General features: G+C 60.4%; 14 protein-coding genes. 2 read left to right on the forward strand and 12 right to left on the reverse strand.

What is annotated here, in order from left to right:
* Nucleotides 1–248: 248 nt before the first annotated feature.
* The 10 genes from RYA97_RS01905 to RYA97_RS01950 form a co-directional block, all read right to left on the reverse strand.
* Nucleotides 249–3893 (reverse strand): SbcC/MukB-like Walker B domain-containing protein, encoded by a 3645-nt coding sequence (locus RYA97_RS01905; RefSeq protein WP_117139674.1) that lies wholly within the window; start codon nt 3891–3893, stop codon nt 249–251.
* Nucleotides 3890–5134 carry an exonuclease SbcCD subunit D C-terminal domain-containing protein gene (locus RYA97_RS01910; RefSeq protein ID WP_005781813.1) on the reverse strand — a complete coding sequence of 415 codons (1245 nt, stop codon included), beginning with the start codon at nt 5132–5134 and terminating at the stop codon, nt 3890–3892. Before RYA97_RS01910 ends, RYA97_RS01905 begins: the two co-directional genes overlap by 4 nt.
* Nucleotides 5135–5176: 42 nt before the next feature.
* The gene (locus RYA97_RS01915) at nt 5177–6835 is read right to left on the reverse strand and encodes a BatD family protein (protein WP_316891776.1); all 1659 of its coding nucleotides are present in this window, start codon (nt 6833–6835) and stop codon (nt 5177–5179) included.
* The gene (locus RYA97_RS01920; protein WP_316891777.1) at nt 6832–8550 is read right to left on the reverse strand and encodes a VWA domain-containing protein; all 1719 of its coding nucleotides are present in this window, start codon (nt 8548–8550) and stop codon (nt 6832–6834) included. Before RYA97_RS01920 ends, RYA97_RS01915 begins: the two co-directional genes overlap by 4 nt.
* Nucleotides 8547–9605 (reverse strand): VWA domain-containing protein, encoded by a 1059-nt coding sequence (locus RYA97_RS01925; RefSeq protein WP_316891778.1) that lies wholly within the window; start codon nt 9603–9605, stop codon nt 8547–8549. The genes RYA97_RS01920 and RYA97_RS01925 overlap by 4 nt, the downstream gene beginning before the upstream one ends.
* Nucleotides 9598–10092 (reverse strand): DUF4381 domain-containing protein, encoded by a 495-nt coding sequence (locus tag RYA97_RS01930; RefSeq protein ID WP_005746750.1) that lies wholly within the window; start codon nt 10090–10092, stop codon nt 9598–9600. Before RYA97_RS01930 ends, RYA97_RS01925 begins: the two co-directional genes overlap by 8 nt.
* A complete protein-coding gene (locus RYA97_RS01935; RefSeq protein ID WP_002554477.1) occupies nt 10089–11033 on the reverse strand; it encodes a DUF58 domain-containing protein in 945 nt (314 codons plus the stop codon). Before RYA97_RS01935 ends, RYA97_RS01930 begins: the two co-directional genes overlap by 4 nt.
* 4 nt (nt 11034–11037) lie before the next feature.
* Complete coding sequence (locus RYA97_RS01940; RefSeq protein ID WP_002554476.1) at nt 11038–11997, reverse strand: AAA family ATPase; 960 nt, start codon at nt 11995–11997, stop codon at nt 11038–11040.
* A gap of 210 nt (nt 11998–12207) precedes the next feature.
* A complete protein-coding gene (locus tag RYA97_RS01945) occupies nt 12208–12954 on the reverse strand; it encodes an amidohydrolase family protein (RefSeq protein WP_316891781.1) in 747 nt (248 codons plus the stop codon).
* A 46-nt stretch (nt 12955–13000) separates the two neighbouring features.
* Nucleotides 13001–13360 carry a hypothetical protein gene (locus RYA97_RS01950; protein ID WP_002554474.1) on the reverse strand — a complete coding sequence of 120 codons (360 nt, stop codon included), beginning with the start codon at nt 13358–13360 and terminating at the stop codon, nt 13001–13003.
* A 368-nt stretch (nt 13361–13728) separates the two neighbouring features.
* Between RYA97_RS01950 and RYA97_RS01955 the strand changes: the two genes are divergently transcribed.
* Entirely contained in the window at nt 13729–18588 is a 4860-nt protein-coding gene (locus tag RYA97_RS01955; RefSeq protein WP_054996834.1) for an NAD-glutamate dehydrogenase, read from the forward strand.
* Nucleotides 18589–18610: 22 nt separating this feature from the next.
* A complete protein-coding gene (locus RYA97_RS01960; RefSeq protein WP_225231445.1) occupies nt 18611–18826 on the forward strand; it encodes a hypothetical protein in 216 nt (71 codons plus the stop codon).
* A 402-nt stretch (nt 18827–19228) separates the two neighbouring features.
* Here RYA97_RS01960 and RYA97_RS01970 read toward each other — a convergent pair whose 3' ends face one another.
* Together RYA97_RS01970 and RYA97_RS01975 are read right to left on the reverse strand one after the other, a co-directional pair.
* On the reverse strand, nt 19229–19639 hold the full coding sequence (locus RYA97_RS01970; protein ID WP_010194350.1) for a hypothetical protein: 411 nt from the start codon (nt 19637–19639) through the stop codon (nt 19229–19231).
* Nucleotides 19620–20783, reverse strand: a complete 1164-nt coding sequence (locus RYA97_RS01975; protein WP_316891783.1) for a polymorphic toxin type 44 domain-containing protein — start codon at nt 20781–20783, stop codon at nt 19620–19622. The genes RYA97_RS01970 and RYA97_RS01975 overlap by 20 nt, the downstream gene beginning before the upstream one ends.
* Between the last annotated feature and the right edge of the window lie 180 nt (nt 20784–20963).

Here is a 20963-nt window from a genome sequence, read left to right on the forward strand (position 1 = left end):
ACAGGTCCCTGCGACTTACTGCCCACTGCGCGGCAGACCATGCACGGAATGTCAGGCGAGCCTGTTCGCGAAAGCATTGACGGCGATGGCGTATTCAAGACCGGACGCAGAGCGTCCAGAACGGCATGCGACGCGGAGCGCCGCACGATAGTTGAAAACGTCCAGAGCTACGGCACGATAGTTGAGATTATCGTTCCGCACGCTCCAGCGTGGGAATGCCGTTCGTGACGCTCCGCGTCACAGGTCTTTCAGTTACCCACCTCGATTGTGCTCAACCCATTCCCCTGGCGACGCACTTTGATCTGCACCGGAATCCGCTCATGCATTTCCTGTACGTGGGAGATCACGCCGACCTTGCGACCCTGTGCCTGCAAGCCGTCCAGTGCGTCCATCGCCAGTTGCAGCGATTCCGGGTCGAGGCTGCCGAAGCCCTCGTCGATGAACAGCGATTCGATACGCAGCGTGCTGGAGGCCATCGACGCCAGTCCCAGCGCCAACGCCAGCGAGACCAGGAAGGTTTCGCCACCCGACAGCGAGTGGACCGAACGTAGTTCGTCGCCCATTTCGGTGTCCATGACCAGCAGGCCGAGCATGCTGCCGCCGCGTCTCAGGCGGTAGCGGCGCACCAGTTGCCGGAGCTGCGCATTGGCGTGATGGACCAGCAGGTCAAGGTTGTAGGCTTGGGCGATCTTGCGGAATTTGTCGCCTTCGGCCGAGCCGATCAGCGATGCCAGGCGTGCCCAGCGCAGGTATTCGTTATTGGCATCGTTGATGAGCGCCTGCAACGCGCTGTTGGCGTTGCGACGGCGTTGATCTTCGCTGAGTTCGGCGCGCAGGTCGGCGCATTGCTGCTCGCCGAGCGCGGACTGTTCATGGGCCTGTTGCAGCGCTGCCGCCAGTTGCGTGCTGTCGCTAAGGTCGCTGTGTTGCGCCTGATGCTGTTGCAGGCGCTGATCGCGCTCCTGCAGCAATACTTTTGCCTGCTCCAGCGCTTTGTCGGTAGCGTTCAGTTGCAGACGCAGTTGCTCGACATGCGCGTCATCGTAAGTCAGCAGCGTGTCGAGCGCGGTATCGTCCAGCTCGGGATGCTGGCCGCGCCATTCGCTGATCTGCACATCAAGTTCAGCCAGTTCCTGCTGCAAGGATTGCTGTTGTTGCTGGGCGGACTTGAGTTCGGCAGCCAGCTGGATCAACTGGCTTTGAATCTGCTGCAGAGCCTCGGCGGCCGAGCTTTCGGTTTGCCTGGCTTGCTCGATGGCGTTTTCCAGCGCCTGTTGCCAGTGCTCGGCAGTCGCATGCTCGCCCAGCAAGCCGGTCAGTGCCTGCTGGCTGGCCTGTTGCTGCTCGCCTAGCCGGGCGACTTCCTGCGCCAGTTCGGTCTGGCGGTGCAGGCGAGTCTGCTGCTCGATCTGTTGCTTTTCGATCTTCTGCTGGCGCTCGCTCTGCTCCTGTTGCTCTTCGTGTTGCTGTTCAAGTTGATCCAGCCGCTGAGTCACCTGCTGCTCAAGCTGCATCACTGTCGCCGATGCATCGCTGCGCAGCCCTTCAAGCACGTGTGGCGAGACCAGCGGCGTGAATGCGCTCAGTTCTTCGTCCAGCCGCTGCCTGTCGACGTCCAGCTGCTTGAGCTGCTCGGCAACATGGCTCGCCGCAGTCTGACTGGCTTCTGTGGCTGCCTGAAGTTGCTGCTGCAAGCGGGCGGCGTCTTTCTGCAGGGTCAGCAACGCTTCCTGGCGTTGCTCGTCACGGGTGATGACTTCGCTCAGGTTATTCAATTGCTGGCTCAACCAGCTGTCACGCTTGCCTGGGTCGTGGTCGAGCAATTGAGCCGCGAGGGGATGAGATTCCAGGTCCGGTGCCAGGGTTTGATGGCGCAGGGTGAGCTGTTCGTGCTGACGCAGCAGCTCTTTCTGGCGGGCGATCACGCCGCCAACCTGCTCGCGCAATTGGTTGCGCTGTTCGGTCAGCTGGTCCACCGCCTTCTGCGCACTGGCCTGCTCGTTGTCATCATGTTGCGTGAGGCTTTCCAGTAACGCTTCCGGCTGATGCCAAGGGTGTTCGATGCTGCCGCAGACCGGACAGGGCTGGTCGTCCTGCAGCTGGACGCGTAATTCCTCGACGCTGGCGCTGCGGGCCAGGCGTTGACGTTCCAGCAGTTGCCGGGTAACGGTCAGGGTCTGTTCGGCGACGGTCAGTTCATCACGAACGCGAATGCCTTCGCTGTTGAGCTGTTCGCGTTGCTGCTGAGCGCTTTGCTGTTGCTGCGCCAGATCGGCCAGTTGCCGGTCTACGTCCTGCTGGCTGGTCCACAAACGAGCCAGGTCTTCGAACGCGCGTTGCTGCTTGCGATTATCCTGCAGCAGGCTGCCGAGAATCTGTACCTGTTCGGTGACCGCATCCACTTCGCAATCGGCTTCGCGGTACAGCAATTCCAGCGCGTTGCGTTGCTCGGTCAACTGTTGATCAGCCGTGCTGGCACGTTGCTGCAGTGCAGGCAGTTCACTCTGTCCGTGCTTGAGGCGGTTGGCGATCAGCGTGAGGGATTTCAGCCGGTCGCGCCAGGCGCTCCAGGCCTGAGCCAGGGGGGCCAGTTCGCTGCTGTGCTCCAGCTGCCCGGCAATACGTTCAAGGCGCTGCGAAACCAGTTGCTGCTGGTCGAGCAAAATGTGCAGGCTGGCCTGACCCTCAGTACAAAGCTGCCCGGTTTGCTGATGCAGGTCAGACACCTTGGCCAGTTCCTGAGCCAGGTGGTTAAGCGTGTTCTGTGTGTCAAAAGCCTGCTGCAACAGTGGTTTGGCGCTGCTGTGGTTTTGCTGGGCCTCCAGCAGACTGGCCTGCGCCTGGGTGCGGTGGGTCTCCAGTTGTCGCTGCTGATCTTGCAGCGAAGCCTGCTGTTGCTGATGCTGAAGAATCTGTTCCGCCAGCGGGTTGAGCTGGGCGTTCAACGTGACCCGACGCGCGAAACGGTGGCGTTGCGGGCCCAGGCGTTCCAGTTGCCCAAGGGTCTGACGTGCACCGCTCTGGTCGTCCCAGGCCTGTTGAGCACGGGTGATCGCCTCCTGCGCGGCAAGCTGTTCATCGCGCAGGCGGTGTAGCTCGATCAGCCACTGCTGTTTGATTTCCAGTTGCCTTTGCTGTGCCTGGTGCGCCTTGAGCTGCTGCTGTGCGTCGTTGAGGCGTTGCTCCAGTTCGGCCAGCAGCTCCGGAGCCAGCGGGACGATGTTGCTGGCTTGAGCAGTGAGGGTTTTAAGCGCTTCCTCGGCCTCTTTGCTCTTGCTGTAGGCGCGCCGCCCGAGCTGGCTGTAGATGGCGGTATTGGTCAGCTTCTCCAGCAGTTCGCTGCGTTCCTTGTCGTCGGCCTTGAGGAAGGCACTGAACTCGCTCTGAGCGAGCATCACGGCGCGGGTAAATTGTTCGAAATTCAGCCCCAGACGCTGCTCGATCAGTTGCTCGAATTCACGCTTGCTCTGGTTGCTGAGCACCTGTTCGCTGTCCAGGTCGGTCAGGATCTGGCGACTGGCCTGCAGCTTTTTGGTCGCGTTGTCGCGTGCGCGGTTGGTTTCCCAGCGGGCGCGATAACGGCGCTGATCGATGCCGATAAAGTCCACTTCTGCGTAACCGCTGCCCGTGCCACGCCGCAGCAGGGTGCGCGGGTCGCTGGTGGTGATGTCGCCGTCGATGTCCGGGACCTTGGACTGCCCGATATTACTCAGCCGCGGAATCGCTCCAAACAGCGCCAGGCACAAGGCGTCGAGCAGGGTGCTTTTACCTGCGCCGGTCGGGCCGGTAATGGCGAACAGACCGGCGCTGGCCAGCGGCTCGGCAGTGAAATCGATTTCAAACGGCCCGGCCAGCGAGGCAAGGTTTTTCAGGCGAATGGCAAGGATTTTCATGGCTGTTCGCTCTCCTGCTGGACTTCACGCAGCAGCGTGGCGAAATCGGTCAGGGTCTGTTCGTCGACCTCGCTGCCGAAGTTGTCCTGCCAGGCACGGCTGAACAATTCCTGAGGCGTGAGCTGGTCCAGCTCGATCAGGGCGGCTTCACCCTCGTTGCCGTCAGCACTGCCTTTACCGGCGTATTCAGCACCGATGCGCACCAACCGCACGGCTTTGCCTTGCAGCGCGGTTTCGATCTGGTTGCGCAGGTCCGGTTGCGGTTCATCAAGACGCACGCGCACTTCCAGCCACGGCTGGCGGTCCGGGTCGGCGAGCAGATCGATGTCCGGCAGCGCCTTGAGCTGTACCAGCAAATCGGCCAAGGGCGCAGGCCCCAGGCGTTGCAGGTTGACGGCGCGAGGGATGAGCAACGGCTCGACACTGGTCAGCGTCTCACCGTCGCAATTGATCTCAAGAATCTGGTGCTGATAGCTGATTTCCGAAAAGGACAGCGGGATCGGCGAGCCGCTGTAGCGAATGCGCTCTTCGCCGTTGACCCGCTGCGGTTTGTGCAGGTGGCCCAGCGCAACATAGGTGATGCTCGGTCCGAACAGACTGGCGGGCAGGGCTTCGGCGTTGCCGATGATCAGGCTGCGCTCGGAATCTTCCGAGACCGAACCGCCTGCCATGTGCGCGTGGCTGATGGCGATCAGTGCCTGACCTGGCTGGCGCTTGAGGTTGGCTGCTTCGATCAGCAACTCATGAACCCGACCGATACCGCGCAGGTAGTCGTCACCCAGCGTCGGGCCGGTGACCTCGGCAGGACGCAGGAAGGGCAGCGCCAGGCACCAGGCTTTGACGTTGCCTTCGGCGTCCGGCAACGGTAGCAGCAGGCGTTCGGCGTCCAACACACCGTCGTCCAGCCACATCACCCTGCCCAGTGCGTGTGTGCGCAAACGGCGCATCAGGGGTGCAGGGAGTTCGATACGCGAGCCGGAGTCATGGTTGCCTGCGATCATCACGATGGTCAGCAGCGGCTGCCGTTCATGGGCGTTGACGATGAAGTCGTACAGGCGTTCCTGCGCTTTGACCGGCGGGTTGACGGTGTCGAAGATGTCGCCCGCGATCAACAGTACATCGGGTTTTCGTTCGGCCAGACGGGCCAGCAGCCAGGTCAGAAAGCAGGCGTGTTCGAAATCCCGCTCCTGACCGTGCAGGTTCTGACCCAGATGCCAGTCAGAGGTGTGAAACAGACGCATTGGTTTACCTTGTCGTGTAGAGGTGTTGCCTGAGCTGCATCCTCACTTGGGATACAGCGGTGGCAACCCGGCATCGCCTGCCGGGTCCTTGATATGTTCGGCGGCGGGCAGCTTGCGCACGGCGCGCCAGAGGTCTTCACCCAGCCACAGCTTGCCGGTCTCGCTATAAAGCGCGCCGTTCAGACCGTCCAGTGCATCGGACAGCGGCACGAAACGCGCGGCCATTTCGGCCAGGGTTTCCGGCTGCTGGCGTGCCCACGCGTCGAGTGCCTGACGGGTGCCTTGAGGGTCGTTGGCCAGGCAGGCGCGTTTGAGGTCATCCAGGACGGTACGCGGGCTGGGCCCGGTCTGCACGGCCCGGGCGATTGCCGGCTGCCCGCGGGCCCGCCACCACAGGGCGAAACCGTAAAAGGTGGTGCAGGCCAGGAATAGCGTGCTCAGTTGCCACGGCCAGACCGGCGGGCCGATCACCGTCACGCCGCTCATGTCGTTGTTCACCGGCGTGTCCACTGCCAGGCCGGGGTTGCTGCTGATCTGCAGGGTACGTGCGGCCAGGCTGGTGTGTTCCAGGTGATCTTCACGGGTATTCCACCAGGTCACTTCAACCGCAGGCAGGTCAATTGCCCCGGCCCGGCCGGGCACCAGTGCCTCGCGTTCTTCGCGGGTGCCGATCAGGCCACGTTCACTGGGCAGGTTGCGCAGCTGTGGCTGATCCGGGTAACGCCGCAGGCCGGGCACTTCGGTGGGCGGCAAGGGTGGCAGTTGCGCACCGGCCAGGCCTTCGGCCTTGAGTATGAGGGTGCGGGTCAGTGAATCGCCGACCTGAGTGGTGCCGGGCTCCGGGCTCCAGTTTTCTTCAAGGCTGATACTGCGCGCCGGCAACCAGGCGACATCAGCCGGGTAGTCGGCGGGTTTGGGTTTGACGGTCAACGGCACTTCGGCGGACTTGACCCGTACCGATCGGCCTGGTTGCGGGCCGAACGGGTTGGCCTCCTGGCCTTGCGAGCCTTCGGCAGGCGTCTGCACCAGCGTAGCGCTGAACACTTGTGCCGGTATCTTCAGCACGCCGCTTTGCTGCGGATAGATCGCGTAGCGTGTTTCGATCACGCCATGACGCACACCATTGATCAGCTTTTCGTAGGTGCGCGAATCACCCAGTTTTTCAACCCGGGCGTCCGGTACTTGCAAAGGGCTCAGGCTGCTGTCATCGAACAGCGACACCGAGTGGTAGACGCGCAGGGTCAGCACGGTCTGGGCCTGAACATAGACGCTGTCCTGATCGAGGCTCGCTTCGATGAAGATCGACGCCAGATGGCTGCCTGGGTCCTGGGGCTCGCTTTGCAGAACCTGTAGCGTCAGTGGCTGGCTTTTCAGCTCACCCAGTTGCAACGACGGGATCAACACGCTGCCGGTCTCGCGAGGCAGCAGGGTAACGATCCACCGAGTGGTGGCCTGACTGCTGCCGTCCAGGGTTTTCAGGCTGTTGAGCTGACGCGTATCGCGCACCTCGAAGCTGCTCTCCAAACCGCTCATGTCCGGCTTGCCAAACTGGGTGACATCGTCGGTTTCCAGCGTCAACTCGACAGTTTCCCCGGCGTTCAGGCGCGTGCGGTCGACGCTGGCGGTCAGTTGCGCAGCCTGCAATGACAAGCTGATCAGGCTCAGCAGCAGGCCGATCAATAAGGTGTACACGCGACTCATCGGGTCTTTTCCTGATGTTGCTGTTCGTAGCGAAATTTGCGCCGCAGCAGCTCGCCCGGATCATCCGGAATCTGCCTCAGCCACTGTTCCAGTTCCTGACGCCGCTCGCCGGTAATAGGGGTGTCTGCGGCCTGGAGCGGTGGGCGGATAGTTTGCTCGTCGTCCGCCGATTCGCCTGAGGTGGCCTGACCGCTGACGTCTGGCGGCAGGCTCTCGCTGGCACCGGGCTGATCCGAGCGGGACGGGTTCTGATCGGCTGGCGATGCACTGCTGTTGGGGTCCTGTGACGCTTGCTGGCCTTCTTCGCCCTGATCGGCCTTATTCTGTTCATCCTCGGCAGGCTTCTGGACATCGGCCTTGTCCAGCAGGCTTTGTACCAGCGCCCGGTTGGTTTGTGCAGCGGGAAACTCCGGCTGGCGGTCCAGGGCCTGTTCGTAGGCATCCAGTGCTGCCGCCAGTTCGCCGCTGCGCGCCAGGGCATTGCCGCGATTGTAATGGTCGGCGGCGCTGTTGCCTTCGGCAAACTGCTGGGCGGCGCTGACGTAGTCTTCCGCCTGGTAAAAGGCCACGCCCTTCCAGCGTGAGTCCTCGAAGCGTTGTGCGGCCTCGGCTGGCCGATGCTGTTCCAGTAGCCGCTGGCCCTGTTGATCGGGACGCAGCCACAGGTCCTGAAACTCGAACGCCTGGCTGTTTTGCGGAAACATGAACAGTAGCGGCAGACAGAACAGCCAGCCGCGCCGACCAGCCAGGGCTGCGATCAACAATAGCGGGAGCAGGAACCAGTGGCCCTGATCGGCCCAGGTATCGAGTTGCACGACCTGCCCGTCGCTGCTCATGTGCTGGGGGCTGGCCAGCAGGCCAAGGCTGCGCAAATCTTCTTCATCGCCTCGTGCCTGACGATAGCTGCCGCCGACCTGATCGGCGAATTCGTTGAGGCTGTTGCTGTCCAGGCGCGACACCAGAATAGCGCCCTGATCGTCCTTGAGCAGGCTGCCGTTTTCCTGCATGACCGGCGCGCCGTCAGCCGTGCCGATGCCAAGGATCAGCAACGGCGGCGATTGCCCGCGCAACGCCGCACGGATGCCCTGACGTTCCTGTTCGCTCAGTGACGAGGTAATCAGCAGAATTCGACCTTGGCCCAGTGCGCCCTGTTTCAGCAGGTGCAGGGCTTTCTGGACCGCCAGATCGGCACGCTGGCCGGTCATGGGCATGATCGACGGCCTGATGGCTTCCAGCAGGTTATGGCTGGTGACCAGGTCATCGGACAGCGGCACCAGCGTGTGCGCGCTGCCCGCATAGACGACAATGGCGGTCTGCGCATCGCTGCGCTTTTGCAACAGGTCCAGCAGTTTGCGTTTCGCCTGTTCCAGGCGGGTGGGCGCAGTGTCGGTGGCGAGCATCTGCGGGGTGAGTTCAAGTATCACCACCAGCGGATCGACCGGTTTCTGGCTGATCTGTTCGACGCGTTGCCAGCTGGGGCCCAGCAACGCGAAAAGCGCCAGCAGCCATGCCAGCCCGAGTGCGACCCACGGCAGTTTGCTGTTGCTGCCGCGCCCACCGTTGAGCAGGACGGCATGAAAATGGGTCGGCAGAAGCATTTGCCAGCGCCCGGCGCGTTTCTGCCGATGCCAGAGCCGCCAGATCAACAGCGCCAGCAACGGCAGGATCAGCAGCCACTCGGGGCGAAACCAGTGCGGCCACAGAGAGGCGATCATCCCGACCTCCAGAGGCTTTTGACGCGCTCACGCCAGTTGACGGAGCGCACGACAGTCAGCAGGCGTTGCAGTGCATTGTTTGGCCACAGTTCACGCAGCACCAGTAGCACACTCAACAGCAGGGCTGTTGCCAACGGCCATTGATAAAGCGTCTGCGCCGGACGTGCCTGGGTGGGTTGCTGGGCAACCGGTTCCAGGCTGTCCAGGGTGGCGCGAATCTTTTCCAGTTGGTCGCCGTCGCGAGCACGGAAATACTGGCCGCCACTGAGACTGGCGATTTCCTTGAGCGTCGGCTCGTCCAGATCAAGGCTCGGATTGAGACCGAGGACGCTTTGTAGCGCGTCCTTGTCGGGGTCCGCGCCAATACCGATAGGGTAGATTTTTACGCCTTCTTCGGCAGCCAGCCGTGCGGCAGTGATCGGATCGATCTGACCGGCGTTATTGGCACCGTCGGTGACCAGCACCAGCACGCGGCTGGTGGCCGGGCGCAGGCGCAGGCGTTTCAGGCCCAGACCGATAGCATCGCCAAGCGCAGTGTTCTTGCCTGCAATACCGATTTTTGCCTCGTCAAGCCAGACCCTTACAGTGCGCCGGTCATAGGTGAGCGGTGCCTGGACAAAAGCCTGAGTGCCAAACAGGATCAAACCAACCCGGTCGCCCTTGCGGCCCTCGAGAAAGTCACCGAGCAACTGTTGCACCAGCACCAGTCGGCTGACTTCATCGCTTTTCCACTGCATGTCGGGGTAGTCCATGGAACCGGACACGTCGACAGCCACCAGCAGGTCGCGCCCGCTGGCAGCCACTGGCAGTGGCTCGCCCAGCCATTGCGGTCGCGCGGTGGCAATCAACAGCAACAGCCAGATCAGCAGAAAGGGCGCACGCTGTCTCCAGACCGGCAGATTGGCCTTGGCGCGGCGTCCACTCAGCCCTTCGAGTTCACTGAGAAAACTGACCTTGAGCGCCGGCTCGCCGCTGTCCGCCATGGGCAGCAGGGCACGCATCAGCCACGGCAGCGGCAGCAGGGCGAAAACCCAGGGCCAGACGAACTCAAACATGTTTGCGAATCCAGGTATCGACCGCTTGGGTCAGCCCGGTGATCGCCTTGTCGTCCAGCTTGCACTCGGGCTTGTAGGCACCTTCGACCAGAATCATCCAGCGCGTCAGGCCTGCCGCCGGACAGCGATTGTCGAGGAATGCCAGCCATTTACGGCCGTTCAGCGTGTGGCTCTGGCTATGCGGATAATGGTTGCGGCACAGGCGTTTGAGCAAGCCGTTGATCTGCTGCAGCCAGGCACCTGCCGGAGCGCCATCGTATGGCTTGGGCAAGCTGGCGAGTTCCGCCAGGGCGGCGAGGCGAACCGGGTCCAGCGGTTGTTCGCTGCGAACCTTGCGCGCCTTGACTGGCAGCAGTACACGCAAACGCCACAGGCCCCAGCCTGCTGCAGGGATCAGCAACAGCAGCAGCCACCAGCCCGGGGCAAGCGGCCAAAAGCCGACGGCATCGGGAGCAATCAGCGGCTCGAGCTGATCAAGCGGATTCATTTGCGCTTCACCGGACGCTTTGCGTTGAGGTATTCGCGCAATTGTTCAACGAGTTCCGCCTGGGTGCTCAAGGGCATGAGCAATACCCGCAGTTTCTGCGCGAGCAATTCCCAGCGCGCAGAGCGGTCTTCGCCCTGCTGCCGGTAGGCGCGGCGCAGTTCGGGGTTGAGGGTATCGAGTTCCAGCTGCGCGCCGCGTTCGGCAAAGCGCAGCAGGCCCGCAGCGGGCAGCGCGCGGTCCAGTGGGTCGGACAATGGCAGCAACAGCAGGTCGCTGTGGCGTGACAGCAGGCTCAACTGTTGTTCGGCAGCATCGGAAAGGGCGCGTTCGTCGCACAAAACGATGACCAGGCTGCCAGGGCGCAGCACTTCCCGGGCGCGACGCAGCGCAGTGCCGAAGGCATCGCGGTCCGCCGGGATCTCGGTGTGCAGTGACTGATTGACCCGCACCAGTCGGTTGAGCAACTGCAACAGGCTTTGTTTGCTGCGTCGGGGCTTGATCTCGTAGTGCTCGTTATCGCCGAACACCAGCCCGCCGACCCTGTCGTTGTGTTCCAGCGCTGCCCAGCCGATCAGCGCGGCAGCCTGGGCCGCGAGTACCGACTTGAACATCAGGCCGGAGCCGAAGAACAGTCGACGGCTTTGCTCCACCAGAATGAAAATCGGCCGCTCGCGTTCTTCGTGGAACAGCTTGGTGTGCGGCTCCTGAGTGCGTGCGGTCACGCGCCAGTCGATGCTGCGCACGTCGTCGCCAGCCTGATAGACCCGCACCTGATCGAAATCCACGCCGCGCCCGCGCAGTTTGGAATGGTGCAGGCCGATCAACGGGCTGCGTTGGCTGGGCGTAGAGAACAGCTGCACTTCCCGCACCCGATGACGCATTTCGATCAGCTCGCTGAGGCTGACGCGGATGCCCGGCTGGGGGATCAGGTAGGGTTGCATGGGCTCAGGCGACGGCCACGACGTCGAGGATGCGCTGAATCACGCGATCCTGATCGATACCGGCAGCTTCGGCTTCGAACGACAGGATGATCCGGTGGCGCAATACATCGAACAGCACTGCCTGAATGTCTTCGGGGCTGACGAAGTCACGTCCGGCCAGCCAGGCATGTGCGCGGGCGCAGCGGTCCAGCGAAATGGAACCACGCGGGCTGGCACCGTAGGCAATCCACTCGGCCAGCTCCGGGTCGAACTTGGCCGGGGTCCGGGTGGCCATGACCAGCTGCACCAGGTACTCCTCGACCGCATCGGCCATGTACAGGCCGAGAATTTCCTTGCGTGCGGCAAAGATCGCCTGCTGGCTGACACGGCGTTCCGGCTTGGTTTCGCCATTCAGGGCTTCGCCACGCGCCTGTTGCAGGATCTTGCGTTCGACGGCGGCATCCGGGAAACCGATCTTGACGTGCATCAGAAAGCGATCGAGTTGGGCTTCGGGCAACGGGTAAGTGCCTTCCTGCTCAATGGGGTTCTGGGTGGCCATGACCAGAAACAGCGGTGACAGGTCGTAGGTGCTGCGGCCCACGCTCACCTGGCGTTCGGCCATGGCTTCGAGCAGCGCTGACTGAACCTTGGCCGGCGCACGGTTGATTTCGTCTGCCAGTACCAGATTGTGGAAGATCGGCCCTTGCTGGAATACGAAACTGCCGGTTTCCGGGCGATAGATTTCCGTACCGGTGATGTCGGCAGGCAGCAGGTCGGGGGTGAACTGAATGCGGTGGAACTGTGCTTCGATGCCTTCTGCCAGTTCCTTGATGGCCTTGGTCTTGGCCAGGCCGGGTGCGCCTTCGACCAGCATGTGGCCGTCGGCAAGCAGGGCGATGAGCAGGCGTTCGATCAGCTTTTCCTGGCCAAGGATCTGCGTTGAAAGAAAGGTTCGCAGCGCAATCAGCGCTTCACGATGTTCCATCGGTGACGGTTCCTGGCAGGGTAATCAGCTGTGTCTGGTGACTGCTGAGCTGGGGGCGATACTTTAATCCATCCAGGCAGGTATCGACTAACGACTACCGCGTTTTTTATTGCATTTAGAGACGCATACGTCATTTAACTGGGAATTGCCCTACATGTTCTGTGTATGGGCGTGTAGGACGACAGGGTCAGGCCGTCGAATGCGGCAGGGTTAGAGCCGATAGAATTCAGCTGCGTTATCCCACAACGCCTGACGGGCGCCGCCTTCACCCAGTGCGTCGATCAGCAATTCGATATCGTCAGGCTGGAAAGGGCGGGGCGCTCGCGTGGAGGGCAGGTCAGTGCCGAACATCAACGCATTCGGATTGGCGGCATGGATATCCCTGAGTGCTTCGCGCACCGGGAAGTCAACGCGTCCAAAACCACAGGCCTTGACCCGCACACCGCGCTCGGCAAGTCGCAGCAGCACGGGCAATCCTTCGGCGCTCAATCCCAGGTGATCGATGCTGATCGCTGGCAATTTCAGCAGACGGGTTTCTATTTCTGCCAGTTCTCGGGAGTCGATGTACAGCTCCGAATGCCAGCCTGCGCGTTCATGCACTCGCACGGCCAGCGCTTCCAGCTGGTCGAGCTGCTCCGAGCCGCCACGCTTGAGGTTGAAACGCAGGGCGCGCACGCCTGCAGCATTGAGGGTGTCCAGTTCAGTATCGGTGACACTGGCGGGCAGTTGAGTGACACCGACGAAGCCCGGCCCCAGCAAGCGCAGCGCCTGAAGTAAATAACCCTGATCAAAGCCCTGAAAGGACCCGGACACCACCGCGCCGCCCTGAACGCCCAGCGGCTGGACCGTCGCAAGGTAGTCTCCGACGCCGAACGGGTCCGGCAGGTAGCTGTTATTGGCTATCAGCGGGAAGTGCGGGTCGATGATATGGCAGTGTGCGTCGAAAATGCGGTTCATGACGGGCTCCTTTACGGCGAAGTACTCACTCTAGCGGTTTTGCCCGTTAACTGATCGTGCTGGTGTACTCGCCCACGTTTTCAAGAATGATCTGTAACGTGTGGTGAACATCCTGCAGCTCGGCTGCGTCGGTGCCGTGGAGAATTTCATACTGGTGGTGGCCATCGAGCTGCTTCGCGTCCTCCGGGGTGATTTCCACCAACAGGCGCTCGGCACTGAAGCTGACTTTCAGGCTGGACACATTAAGTGACTTTTCATCGCTGACAGTGATTTCCACTTCGTTCTCGTCCGGGAAGCGGGTCAGGGAAAACAGCACGCCGTTCTCTGCGTGGCAGCAAAGCAGCGCCATGTCGTCGTATTCGTCGTCGCACGGGTTGGCGATGAGGCTGGCGGTCTTGATTTGCATGATGTGGCTCCGGGTCTTGGCAACTGAGGCGTGAGGGGGATTTTGCCAGTCCCGAGTAAATTTTGTCGGGGATGTTTGGCACCATCGTGCGGATTTTAACGCGACCTGATGACCGAATATGTCGCAGCCTCGTAAGCAGCACGCCGTCAGCTCTCGTTAAGCTGCATGGCAGACGAGTGGTGTACGGTGTCGGATGCGCGCAGCTTTTTTTATTCCCGCATTCAAATGTGACTACCCTGACACTGCGCGCGTTAGTACTTTAGCTTTACACTCGATCAGGTTATGCCCACGCAAGTGAATGTAAGGGCACACCGGTCGCAACACCTTCTTCAAGCCTCCCCAATAAAAGCCAAAGCGGAGTACCACAGATGGCGTTCTTCACCGCAGCCAGCAAGGCCGACTTCCAGCATCAACTGCAAGCGGCACTGGCTCAGCACATCAGCGAACAGGCACTGCCACAAGTGGCGCTGTTTGCCGAGCAATTCTTCGGCATCATTTCCCTCGACGAACTCACCCAGCGGCGTCTGTCCGACCTGGCAGGCTGCACCTTGTCCGCATGGCGCCTGCTGGAGCGTTTCGAACACGCTCACCCGCAGGTCCGGGTCTACAACCCTGATTACGAGCGCCACGGCTGGCAGTCGACTCATACTGCCGTTGAAGTGCTGCATCACGACCTGCCGTTTCTGGTCGACTCCGTGCGTACCGAGCTGAACCGTCGCGGTTACAGCATCCACACCCTGCAGACCACCGTACTGAGCGTGCGTCGCGGCGCTGCTGGCGAACTGTTGGAGCTGCTGCCCAAGGGCACCACCGGCGAGGACGTGCTGCAGGAATCGCTGATGTACCTGGAGATCGACCGCTGCGCCAACGTCAGCGAGTTGAATGTGCTGGCTCGCGAGCTGGAGCAGGTGCTGGGCGAGGTGCGTGCTGCCGTCGAAGACTTCGGGCCGATGAAAGCGCGTCTGCATGAGCTGCTGGCCAGTATCGATGCCAACGAATCCAATACCGACGTCGAAGAGAAGGCCGAGATCAAGGTCTTCCTGCAATGGCTGGTGGATAACCACTTCACCTTTCTGGGTTATGAAGAGTTTGAAGTGCGCAACGACGCCGAAGGCGGCCAGTTGGTTTATGACGAGTCGTCTTTCCTGGGGCTGACCCGACTGTTACGCCCCGGTCTGACCCGCGAAGAGCTGCACATCGAAGACTACGCAGTGAAATACCTGCAAGAGCCGGTGCTGCTGTCGTTTGCCAAGGCGGCGCATCCAAGCCGCGTACACCGTCCGGCCTATCCGGATTACGTGTCGATCCGGCAGATAGACGCCTCGGGCAAGGTCATCAAGGAATGTCGCTTCATGGGCCTGTACACCTCGTCGGTGTATGGCGAGAGCGTACGGCAGATCCCGTACATCCGTCGCAAGGTCGCAGAAGTCGAGCGCCGTTCCGGTTTCGACGCCAAGGCGCACCTGGGCAAGGAGCTGGCGCAGGTCGTCGAAGTGCTGCCCCGTGACGACTTGTTCCAGACGCCGGTGGACGAGTTGTTCACTACGGTCATGTCCATCGTGCAGATTCAGGAGCGCAACAAGATTCGCGTGTTCCTGCGCAAGGACCCGTACGGCCGTTTCTGCTACTGCCTGGCTTATGTGCCGCGCGACGTGTACTCAACCGAAGTGCGCCAGAAGATCCAGCAGGTATTGATGGATCGCCTGAAAGCCAGCGATTGTGAGTTCTGGACGTTCTTCTCTGAATCCGTGCTGGCGCGTGTGCAGTTGATCCTGCGGGTCGATCCGAAGGTCAATCTGGACATCGACGTTGCCCAGCTGGAAAACGAAGTCATTCAGGCCTGCCGCTCGTGGAAAGACGACTACGCCAGTCTGGTGGTCGAGAGCTTTGGCGAGGCCCACGGCACCAACGTGCTGGCCGATTTCCCGAAAGGTTTCCCGGCCGGCTACCGCGAGCGCTTTGCTGCGCATTCGGCGGTGGTCGACATGCAGCACGTGCTGAGCCTGAGCGAAACCAATCCGCTGGTGATGAGCTTCTATCAGCCACTGGCTGGTGGCCGCCAGCAATTGCATTGCAAGCTGTATCACGCCGACACACCGCTGGCACTGTCCGATGTGTTGCCGATTCTTGAAAACCTCGGTCTGCGTGTACTGGGCGAGTTCCCGTATCGCCTGCACCACGCCAATGGTCGCGAATTCTGGATTCATGACTTCGCCTTCACCTATGGCGAAGGTCTGAACCTCGATATTCAGCAGCTCAATGACACCTTGCAGGATGCGTTCGTGCATATCGTGCGCGGCGACGCCGAAAACGATGCGTTCAACCGTCTGGTGCTGACTGCCGGTCTGCCTTGGCGCGACGTGGCGCTGCTGCGTGCCTATGCGCGCTATCTGAAGCAGATTCGTCTGGGCTTCGATCTGGGCTACATCGCCAGCACGCTGAACAACCACACCGACATTGCCCGCGAGCTGACGCGTCTGTTCAAGACCCGTTTCTACCTGGCGCGCAAGCTGGGTTCCGACGATCTGGATGACAAGCAGCTGCGTCTGGAACAGGCGATTCTGACTGCCCTGGACGACGTTCAGGTGCTCAACGAAGACCGCATCCTGCGTCGTTATCTGGACCTGATCAAGGCCACCCTGCGGACCAACTTCTATCAGGCTGATGCCAACGGGCAGAGCAAGGGCTATTTCAGCTTCAAGTTCAACCCGCGCCTGATCCCCGAATTGCCAAAGCCGGTGCCCAAGTTTGAAATCTTCGTCTACTCGCCGCGTGTCGAAGGCGTGCACCTGCGCTTCGGCAACGTGGCGCGTGGCGGCCTGCGCTGGTCTGATCGCGAAGAAGACTTCCGTACCGAAGTGCTGGGCCTGGTAAAAGCCCAGCAGGTGAAGAACTCGGTCATCGTGCCGGTCGGCGCGAAGGGCGGTTTTGTGCCGCGCCGTCTGCCGACCACTGGCAACCGTGATGAGGTGCAGGCTGAAGCGATTGCCTGCTACCGCATCTTCATCTCGGGGCTGCTGGACATCACCGACAACCTCAAGGAAGGTGTACTGGTACCGCCGGTCAATGTGGTGCGTCATGACGATGATGACCCGTATCTGGTAGTCGCAGCCGACAAGGGCACCGCGACCTTTTCCGACATCGCCAACGGCATCGCCATCGACTACGGCTTCTGGCTGGGTGACGCGTTCGCGTCCGGTGGTTCGGCCGGTTATGACCACAAGAAGATGGGCATCACCGCCAAGGGTGCTTGGGTAGGCGTGCAGCGTCACTTCCGTGAGCGCGACATCAATGTCCAGCAGGACAGCATCAGTGTGATCGGCATCGGCGACATGGCCGGTGACGTGTTCGGCAACGGCTTGCTGATGTCCGACAAGCTGCAACTGGTTGCCGCATTCAACCACCTGCACATTTTCATCGATCCGAATCCGGACCCGGCCAGCAGCTTTGTCGAGCGCCAGCGCCTGTTCAATCTGCCGCGCTCGTCCTGGACCGACTACGACACCAGCATCATGTCCGCTGGCGGCGGGATCTTCCCGCGCAGTCTCAAGAGCATCGCCATTACCGAACAGATGAAGGCGCGCTTCGACATCAAGGCTGACAAGCTGACCCCGACCGAATTGCTCCACGCGCTGCTCAAGGCCCCGGTCGACCTGTTGTGGAACGGTGGTATTGGCACCTACGTCAAGTCCAGCGAAGAGTCGCACGCCGACGTGGGCGACAAGGCCAACGATGCGCTACGCGTCGATGGCAACGAGCTGCGCTGCAAGGTGGTGGGCGAGGGCGGCAACCTGGGCATGACCCAGCTGGGCCGTGTCGAGTTCGGCCTCAATGGCGGCGCGACCAACACCGACTTCATCGACAACGCCGGTGGTGTGGACTGCTCCGACCACGAGGTGAACATCAAGATCCTGCTCAACGAGGTGGTGCAGGCCGGTGACATGACCGAGAAGCAGCGCAACCAGCTGCTCGAAAGCATGACCGACGAAGTGGGCCACCTGGTGCTGGGTAACAACTACAAGCAGACTCAGGCACTGTCGCTGGCAGCACGCCGTGCTTACGAGCGGATTGCTGAGTACAAGCGTCTGATGAATGACCTGGAGGCCCGTGGCAAGCTCGACCGCGCCATTGAGTTCCTGCCTGCTGAAGAGCAGATCGCCGAGCGGGTGGCGGCCAAACAGGGCTTGAGCCGTGCCGAACTGTCGGTATTGATCTCCTACAGCAAGATCGACCTCAAGGAAGCGTTGCTGGAATCCCGAGTGCCGGATGACGATTATCTGGCGCGCGATATGGAAACTGCATTCCCGCCGTCGCTGGGTGCCAGATTTTCAACGGCCATGCGCAGTCATCGTCTGAAACGCGAAATCGTCAGCACCCAGATTGCCAACGATCTGGTCAACCACATGGGCATCACCTTCGTGCAGCGGCTCAAGGAGTCGACCGGCATGAGTGCTGCGGCTGTGGCTGGTGCTTACGTGATTGTGCGCGACATCTTCCACCTGCCGCACTGGTTCCGTCAGATCGAAGCGCTGGACTACAAGGTTTCCGCCGAGATCCAGCTGGCGCTGATGGATGAACTGATGCGTCTGGGGCGTCGTGCGACGCGCTGGTTCCTGCGCAGTCGCCGCAACGAGCTGGATGCCGGTCGTGACGTGGCGCACTTCGGTCCGCACCTTGCTGCACTGGGCCTCAAGCTTGACGAGTTGCTGGAAGACGGCCCTACCCGCGAGATCTGGCAGACGCGTTATCAGGCTTATGTCGAAGCCGGCGTGCCGGAACTGTTGGCGCGTATGGTGGCGGGTACGACGCATCTGTACACGCTGCTGCCGATCATCGAAGCCTCCGACGTTACCGGGCAGAACGCTGCCGACGTGGCCAAGGCGTACTTTGCCGTGGGCAGCGCGCTGGACATCACCTGGTACTTGCAACAGATCAGCAGCCTGCCGGTGGAAAACAACTGGCAGGCCCTGGCGCGTGAAGCGTTCCGTGACGATGTCGACTGGCAGCAACGGGCGATCACCGTGTCGGTCCTGCAAATGGCTGACGGCCCTTCGGAAATCGATGCGCGTCTGGCCCTGTGGCTGGAACAGCACTCGCTGATGGTCGAGCGCTGGCGTGCCATGCTGGTCGAGCTTCGTGCGGCAAGCGGCACGGATTACGCCATGTACGCCGTTGCCAACCGTGAGCTGCTGGACCTGGCCATGAGCGGGCAGAGCCTCACGGTCTGATCCGCTTGTAACCGGTAGAGCCATGAAAAAACCGCATCGAGAGATGCGGTTTTTTTTGTGGTGCGACAAGCATGGCGCGTTGCGCCTAAGCGCAACCAGCTTGGATGTGGTGTTCCGTAAGGAGGTCGTCTCGGTCTGCATGATGGCCGTGCTGATTGTCTTTTTTGTATTGCTGGCAGGGCTCTTTAGGGCAGAAAGGGGTCAGATTCACCCACACATTGTTTCAGCCGGGCAATAACCTTAGGAGATGTTTTTTCGATATCGACCCTACCAGCCTGTCAAGGTAGATGTCTATCGTTGCCCAGCGCTTAGGTGTGATGTCGATGCATTTTCGTAAACCTCTGTCGGTCCACCAAAAGAACACCATGAAGAAGTTCTTATCAGGGAATACATGACCAAACTCCGATGTCGCCTCCCCCGGTAGCATTCGCTGTCGTGTAATCTGGTCGTGAGTGTTCCAAATTAAGCGCAGTTCGTCCGGGGTTTCTTTAGGGTAGTGGACAATTACGCCGGGAGCAGCAAAATACCAAGCCACCAGCGGAGCTATCAATAGGAAAAGGAACAAGTAACGGACCTTGATTTTTTTGCATTTGTGCTCAATAACACGTGTTCCCCATTCTTGGGCGGCTGGTTGGGCACCTTAAGGCCGGAAAGGATCAGCGTCACCCTCACATCTCTTCAAGCGAGCCATAACGTCAGGGCCAGTTTTAGCAGTTTCGATGCGGCCTCTGCCATCGAGGTAGATGTCGATCACGCCGCCCCATTTTGGCGTAATTGCTATACACCTCCGCAGACTCTTTTCATTCCACCAATCAAAGTTCATAAAGAATTTCTCATTGGGGAAAATATGCCCGGTATCGTATGTGCCCTGACCCGGTAGCATTCCTTCTTTATGGATGTTGTGCTGGGTGTTCCAAATCACACGAAGCTCGTCTGTAGCTTCTTTAGAATAATGGACACGAACGACTGGGGTCGCCACGTACCAGAACAGCGCTGGAATAACTATGAATGCCCCAATAAGATACCGGGCCTTAATATTTTTCACAGACATGGACACTGGCGCCATCTCCCCATTCTGACGGTGTGACAGCGAGTACTTTGTCCATGATCATTCTTGCCGTGACGCCTCCGTTTGGATTCTCATAGAAGAGTTTAACGCCAATGCTAATAGAAATCCGATCCGGGACGTCATCCCATGCGCGCATCCCTTCTACGCCCTCAGTGGCATGAGGTCCTTTGAGTCTCTGATCTTCTTTGGCTTCGAATATCTGCTCTCCCCACCGTCGTAATTGATCAGAAACAATCTGCTCGACACCCGCGCCGTCTAAAAGGACGCTCTCACTGAGTCCTCCGGCCATGCCCACATAGCCGTAATGAATGTTGGACCAAATATCGTAGTAGTAGTCGTACTTGCCTTGCCTATGGCGATACCTGCCAAACTTCGCGTGGATCTTTGGTTTGTGGTCCCAATCACGACCCTGGCCTACTCGCTCAGTCCAAAGGATCATGGCTGCCGCCACGTTTGAAGCGCCGATAGCTTGAGGGCTGGTGTTCCCTATTTGGGCGTACCAAGGCAGGTCCATTTTTTTACGAGTCTCTTCCGCAACGTCATAGTTGAGCAGCTTATTCATCTTCAAGACGGAGGAGTGGTGGATATTGTTGTTCATCTCGTCTGCGATGTAGGTCGCCAGCTTTTCCATCATGTTCGGATGCGTACAGCCTTCAGGTCCATCATTTGGTACAGCTTCCTCTTCAGGTTTCTCACGGGCCGCATTTGGATTTACCAAAGCGTTCGCCGCCAAGGCTTTCTCCGCGAGCTTCGGGTCAGCCAACAAGGTCGCCATCTTCTCGTCGTCCACGGAACCGTCTGGTCGTAAGGCCCCCAGCGCCATGAAGTTAATAATGGTCGCGCCACCCGCGTCACCCATGACGAAGCCGCCACCAACATTATTGGAGCCCGTGATGATTGTCCCGCCGTGACTGGTTGGGCTTCCCAGGTGCGCCATAGGACGGCCATTCACTTGAATAGAGGGGAAACCCGAAGTGATGACCGCCCCGCACCCACAGGTATCACCCACACGTGCCGCGCCCATGCCGTTGATGTTGACGTCACCGGATGCAGAAGTGATTGGCGTTGTACCGTGACCCGGCAATGGGCAGGCGTGCTTGTCACCCAATCGAGCTGAAAAAATCATTGCAGGCCGTCCTTATGTCTTTGATCCGTAAACAATAACCAGCGTTTAGTTGACGCATGGGAGGCTATCGGAAACGTGAAAGGTGGTCTGTAGGAGAAGTCTTAATTTTCGCGTAGTGCCTTGAGAATCTGATCGGGATGTCATCTATATTTCTGGCTGTGCTGGGTGACATCGTTGTAG

The sequence above is a fragment of the Pseudomonas syringae group sp. 26L6 genome (assembly GCF_032587815.1).
GTDB lineage: Bacteria > Pseudomonadota > Gammaproteobacteria > Pseudomonadales > Pseudomonadaceae > Aquipseudomonas > Aquipseudomonas amygdali.

What these genes read in the sequence shown, in the direction of transcription:
- RYA97_RS01910 (WP_005781813.1), bottom strand. Translation starts at nt 5,134, where the DNA reads ATGCGTCTGTTTCACACCTCTGACTGGCATCTGGGTCAGAACCTGCAC.
- RYA97_RS01930 (WP_005746750.1), bottom strand. Translation starts at nt 10,092, where the DNA reads ATGAATCCGCTTGATCAGCTCGAGCCGCTGATTGCTCCCGATGCCGTC.
- RYA97_RS01960 (WP_225231445.1), top strand. Translation starts at nt 18,611, where the DNA reads ATGAAAAAACCGCATCGAGAGATGCGGTTTTTTTTGTGGTGCGACAAG.
- RYA97_RS01945 (WP_316891781.1), bottom strand. Translation starts at nt 12,954, where the DNA reads ATGAACCGCATTTTCGACGCACACTGCCATATCATCGACCCGCACTTC.
- RYA97_RS01950 (WP_002554474.1), bottom strand. Translation starts at nt 13,360, where the DNA reads ATGCAAATCAAGACCGCCAGCCTCATCGCCAACCCGTGCGACGACGAA.
- RYA97_RS01920 (WP_316891777.1), bottom strand. Translation starts at nt 8,550, where the DNA reads ATGATCGCCTCTCTGTGGCCGCACTGGTTTCGCCCCGAGTGGCTGCTG.
- RYA97_RS01935 (WP_002554477.1), bottom strand. Translation starts at nt 11,033, where the DNA reads ATGCAACCCTACCTGATCCCCCAGCCGGGCATCCGCGTCAGCCTCAGC.
- RYA97_RS01915 (WP_316891776.1), bottom strand. Translation starts at nt 6,835, where the DNA reads ATGAGTCGCGTGTACACCTTATTGATCGGCCTGCTGCTGAGCCTGATC.
- RYA97_RS01955 (WP_054996834.1), top strand. Translation starts at nt 13,729, where the DNA reads ATGGCGTTCTTCACCGCAGCCAGCAAGGCCGACTTCCAGCATCAACTG.
- RYA97_RS01925 (WP_316891778.1), bottom strand. Translation starts at nt 9,605, where the DNA reads ATGTTTGAGTTCGTCTGGCCCTGGGTTTTCGCCCTGCTGCCGCTGCCG.
- RYA97_RS01905 (WP_117139674.1), bottom strand. Translation starts at nt 3,893, where the DNA reads ATGAAAATCCTTGCCATTCGCCTGAAAAACCTTGCCTCGCTGGCCGGG.
- RYA97_RS01975 (WP_316891783.1), bottom strand. Translation starts at nt 20,783, where the DNA reads ATGATTTTTTCAGCTCGATTGGGTGACAAGCACGCCTGCCCATTGCCG.
- RYA97_RS01940 (WP_002554476.1), bottom strand. Translation starts at nt 11,997, where the DNA reads ATGGAACATCGTGAAGCGCTGATTGCGCTGCGAACCTTTCTTTCAACG.
- RYA97_RS01970 (WP_010194350.1), bottom strand. Translation starts at nt 19,639, where the DNA reads ATGTCTGTGAAAAATATTAAGGCCCGGTATCTTATTGGGGCATTCATA.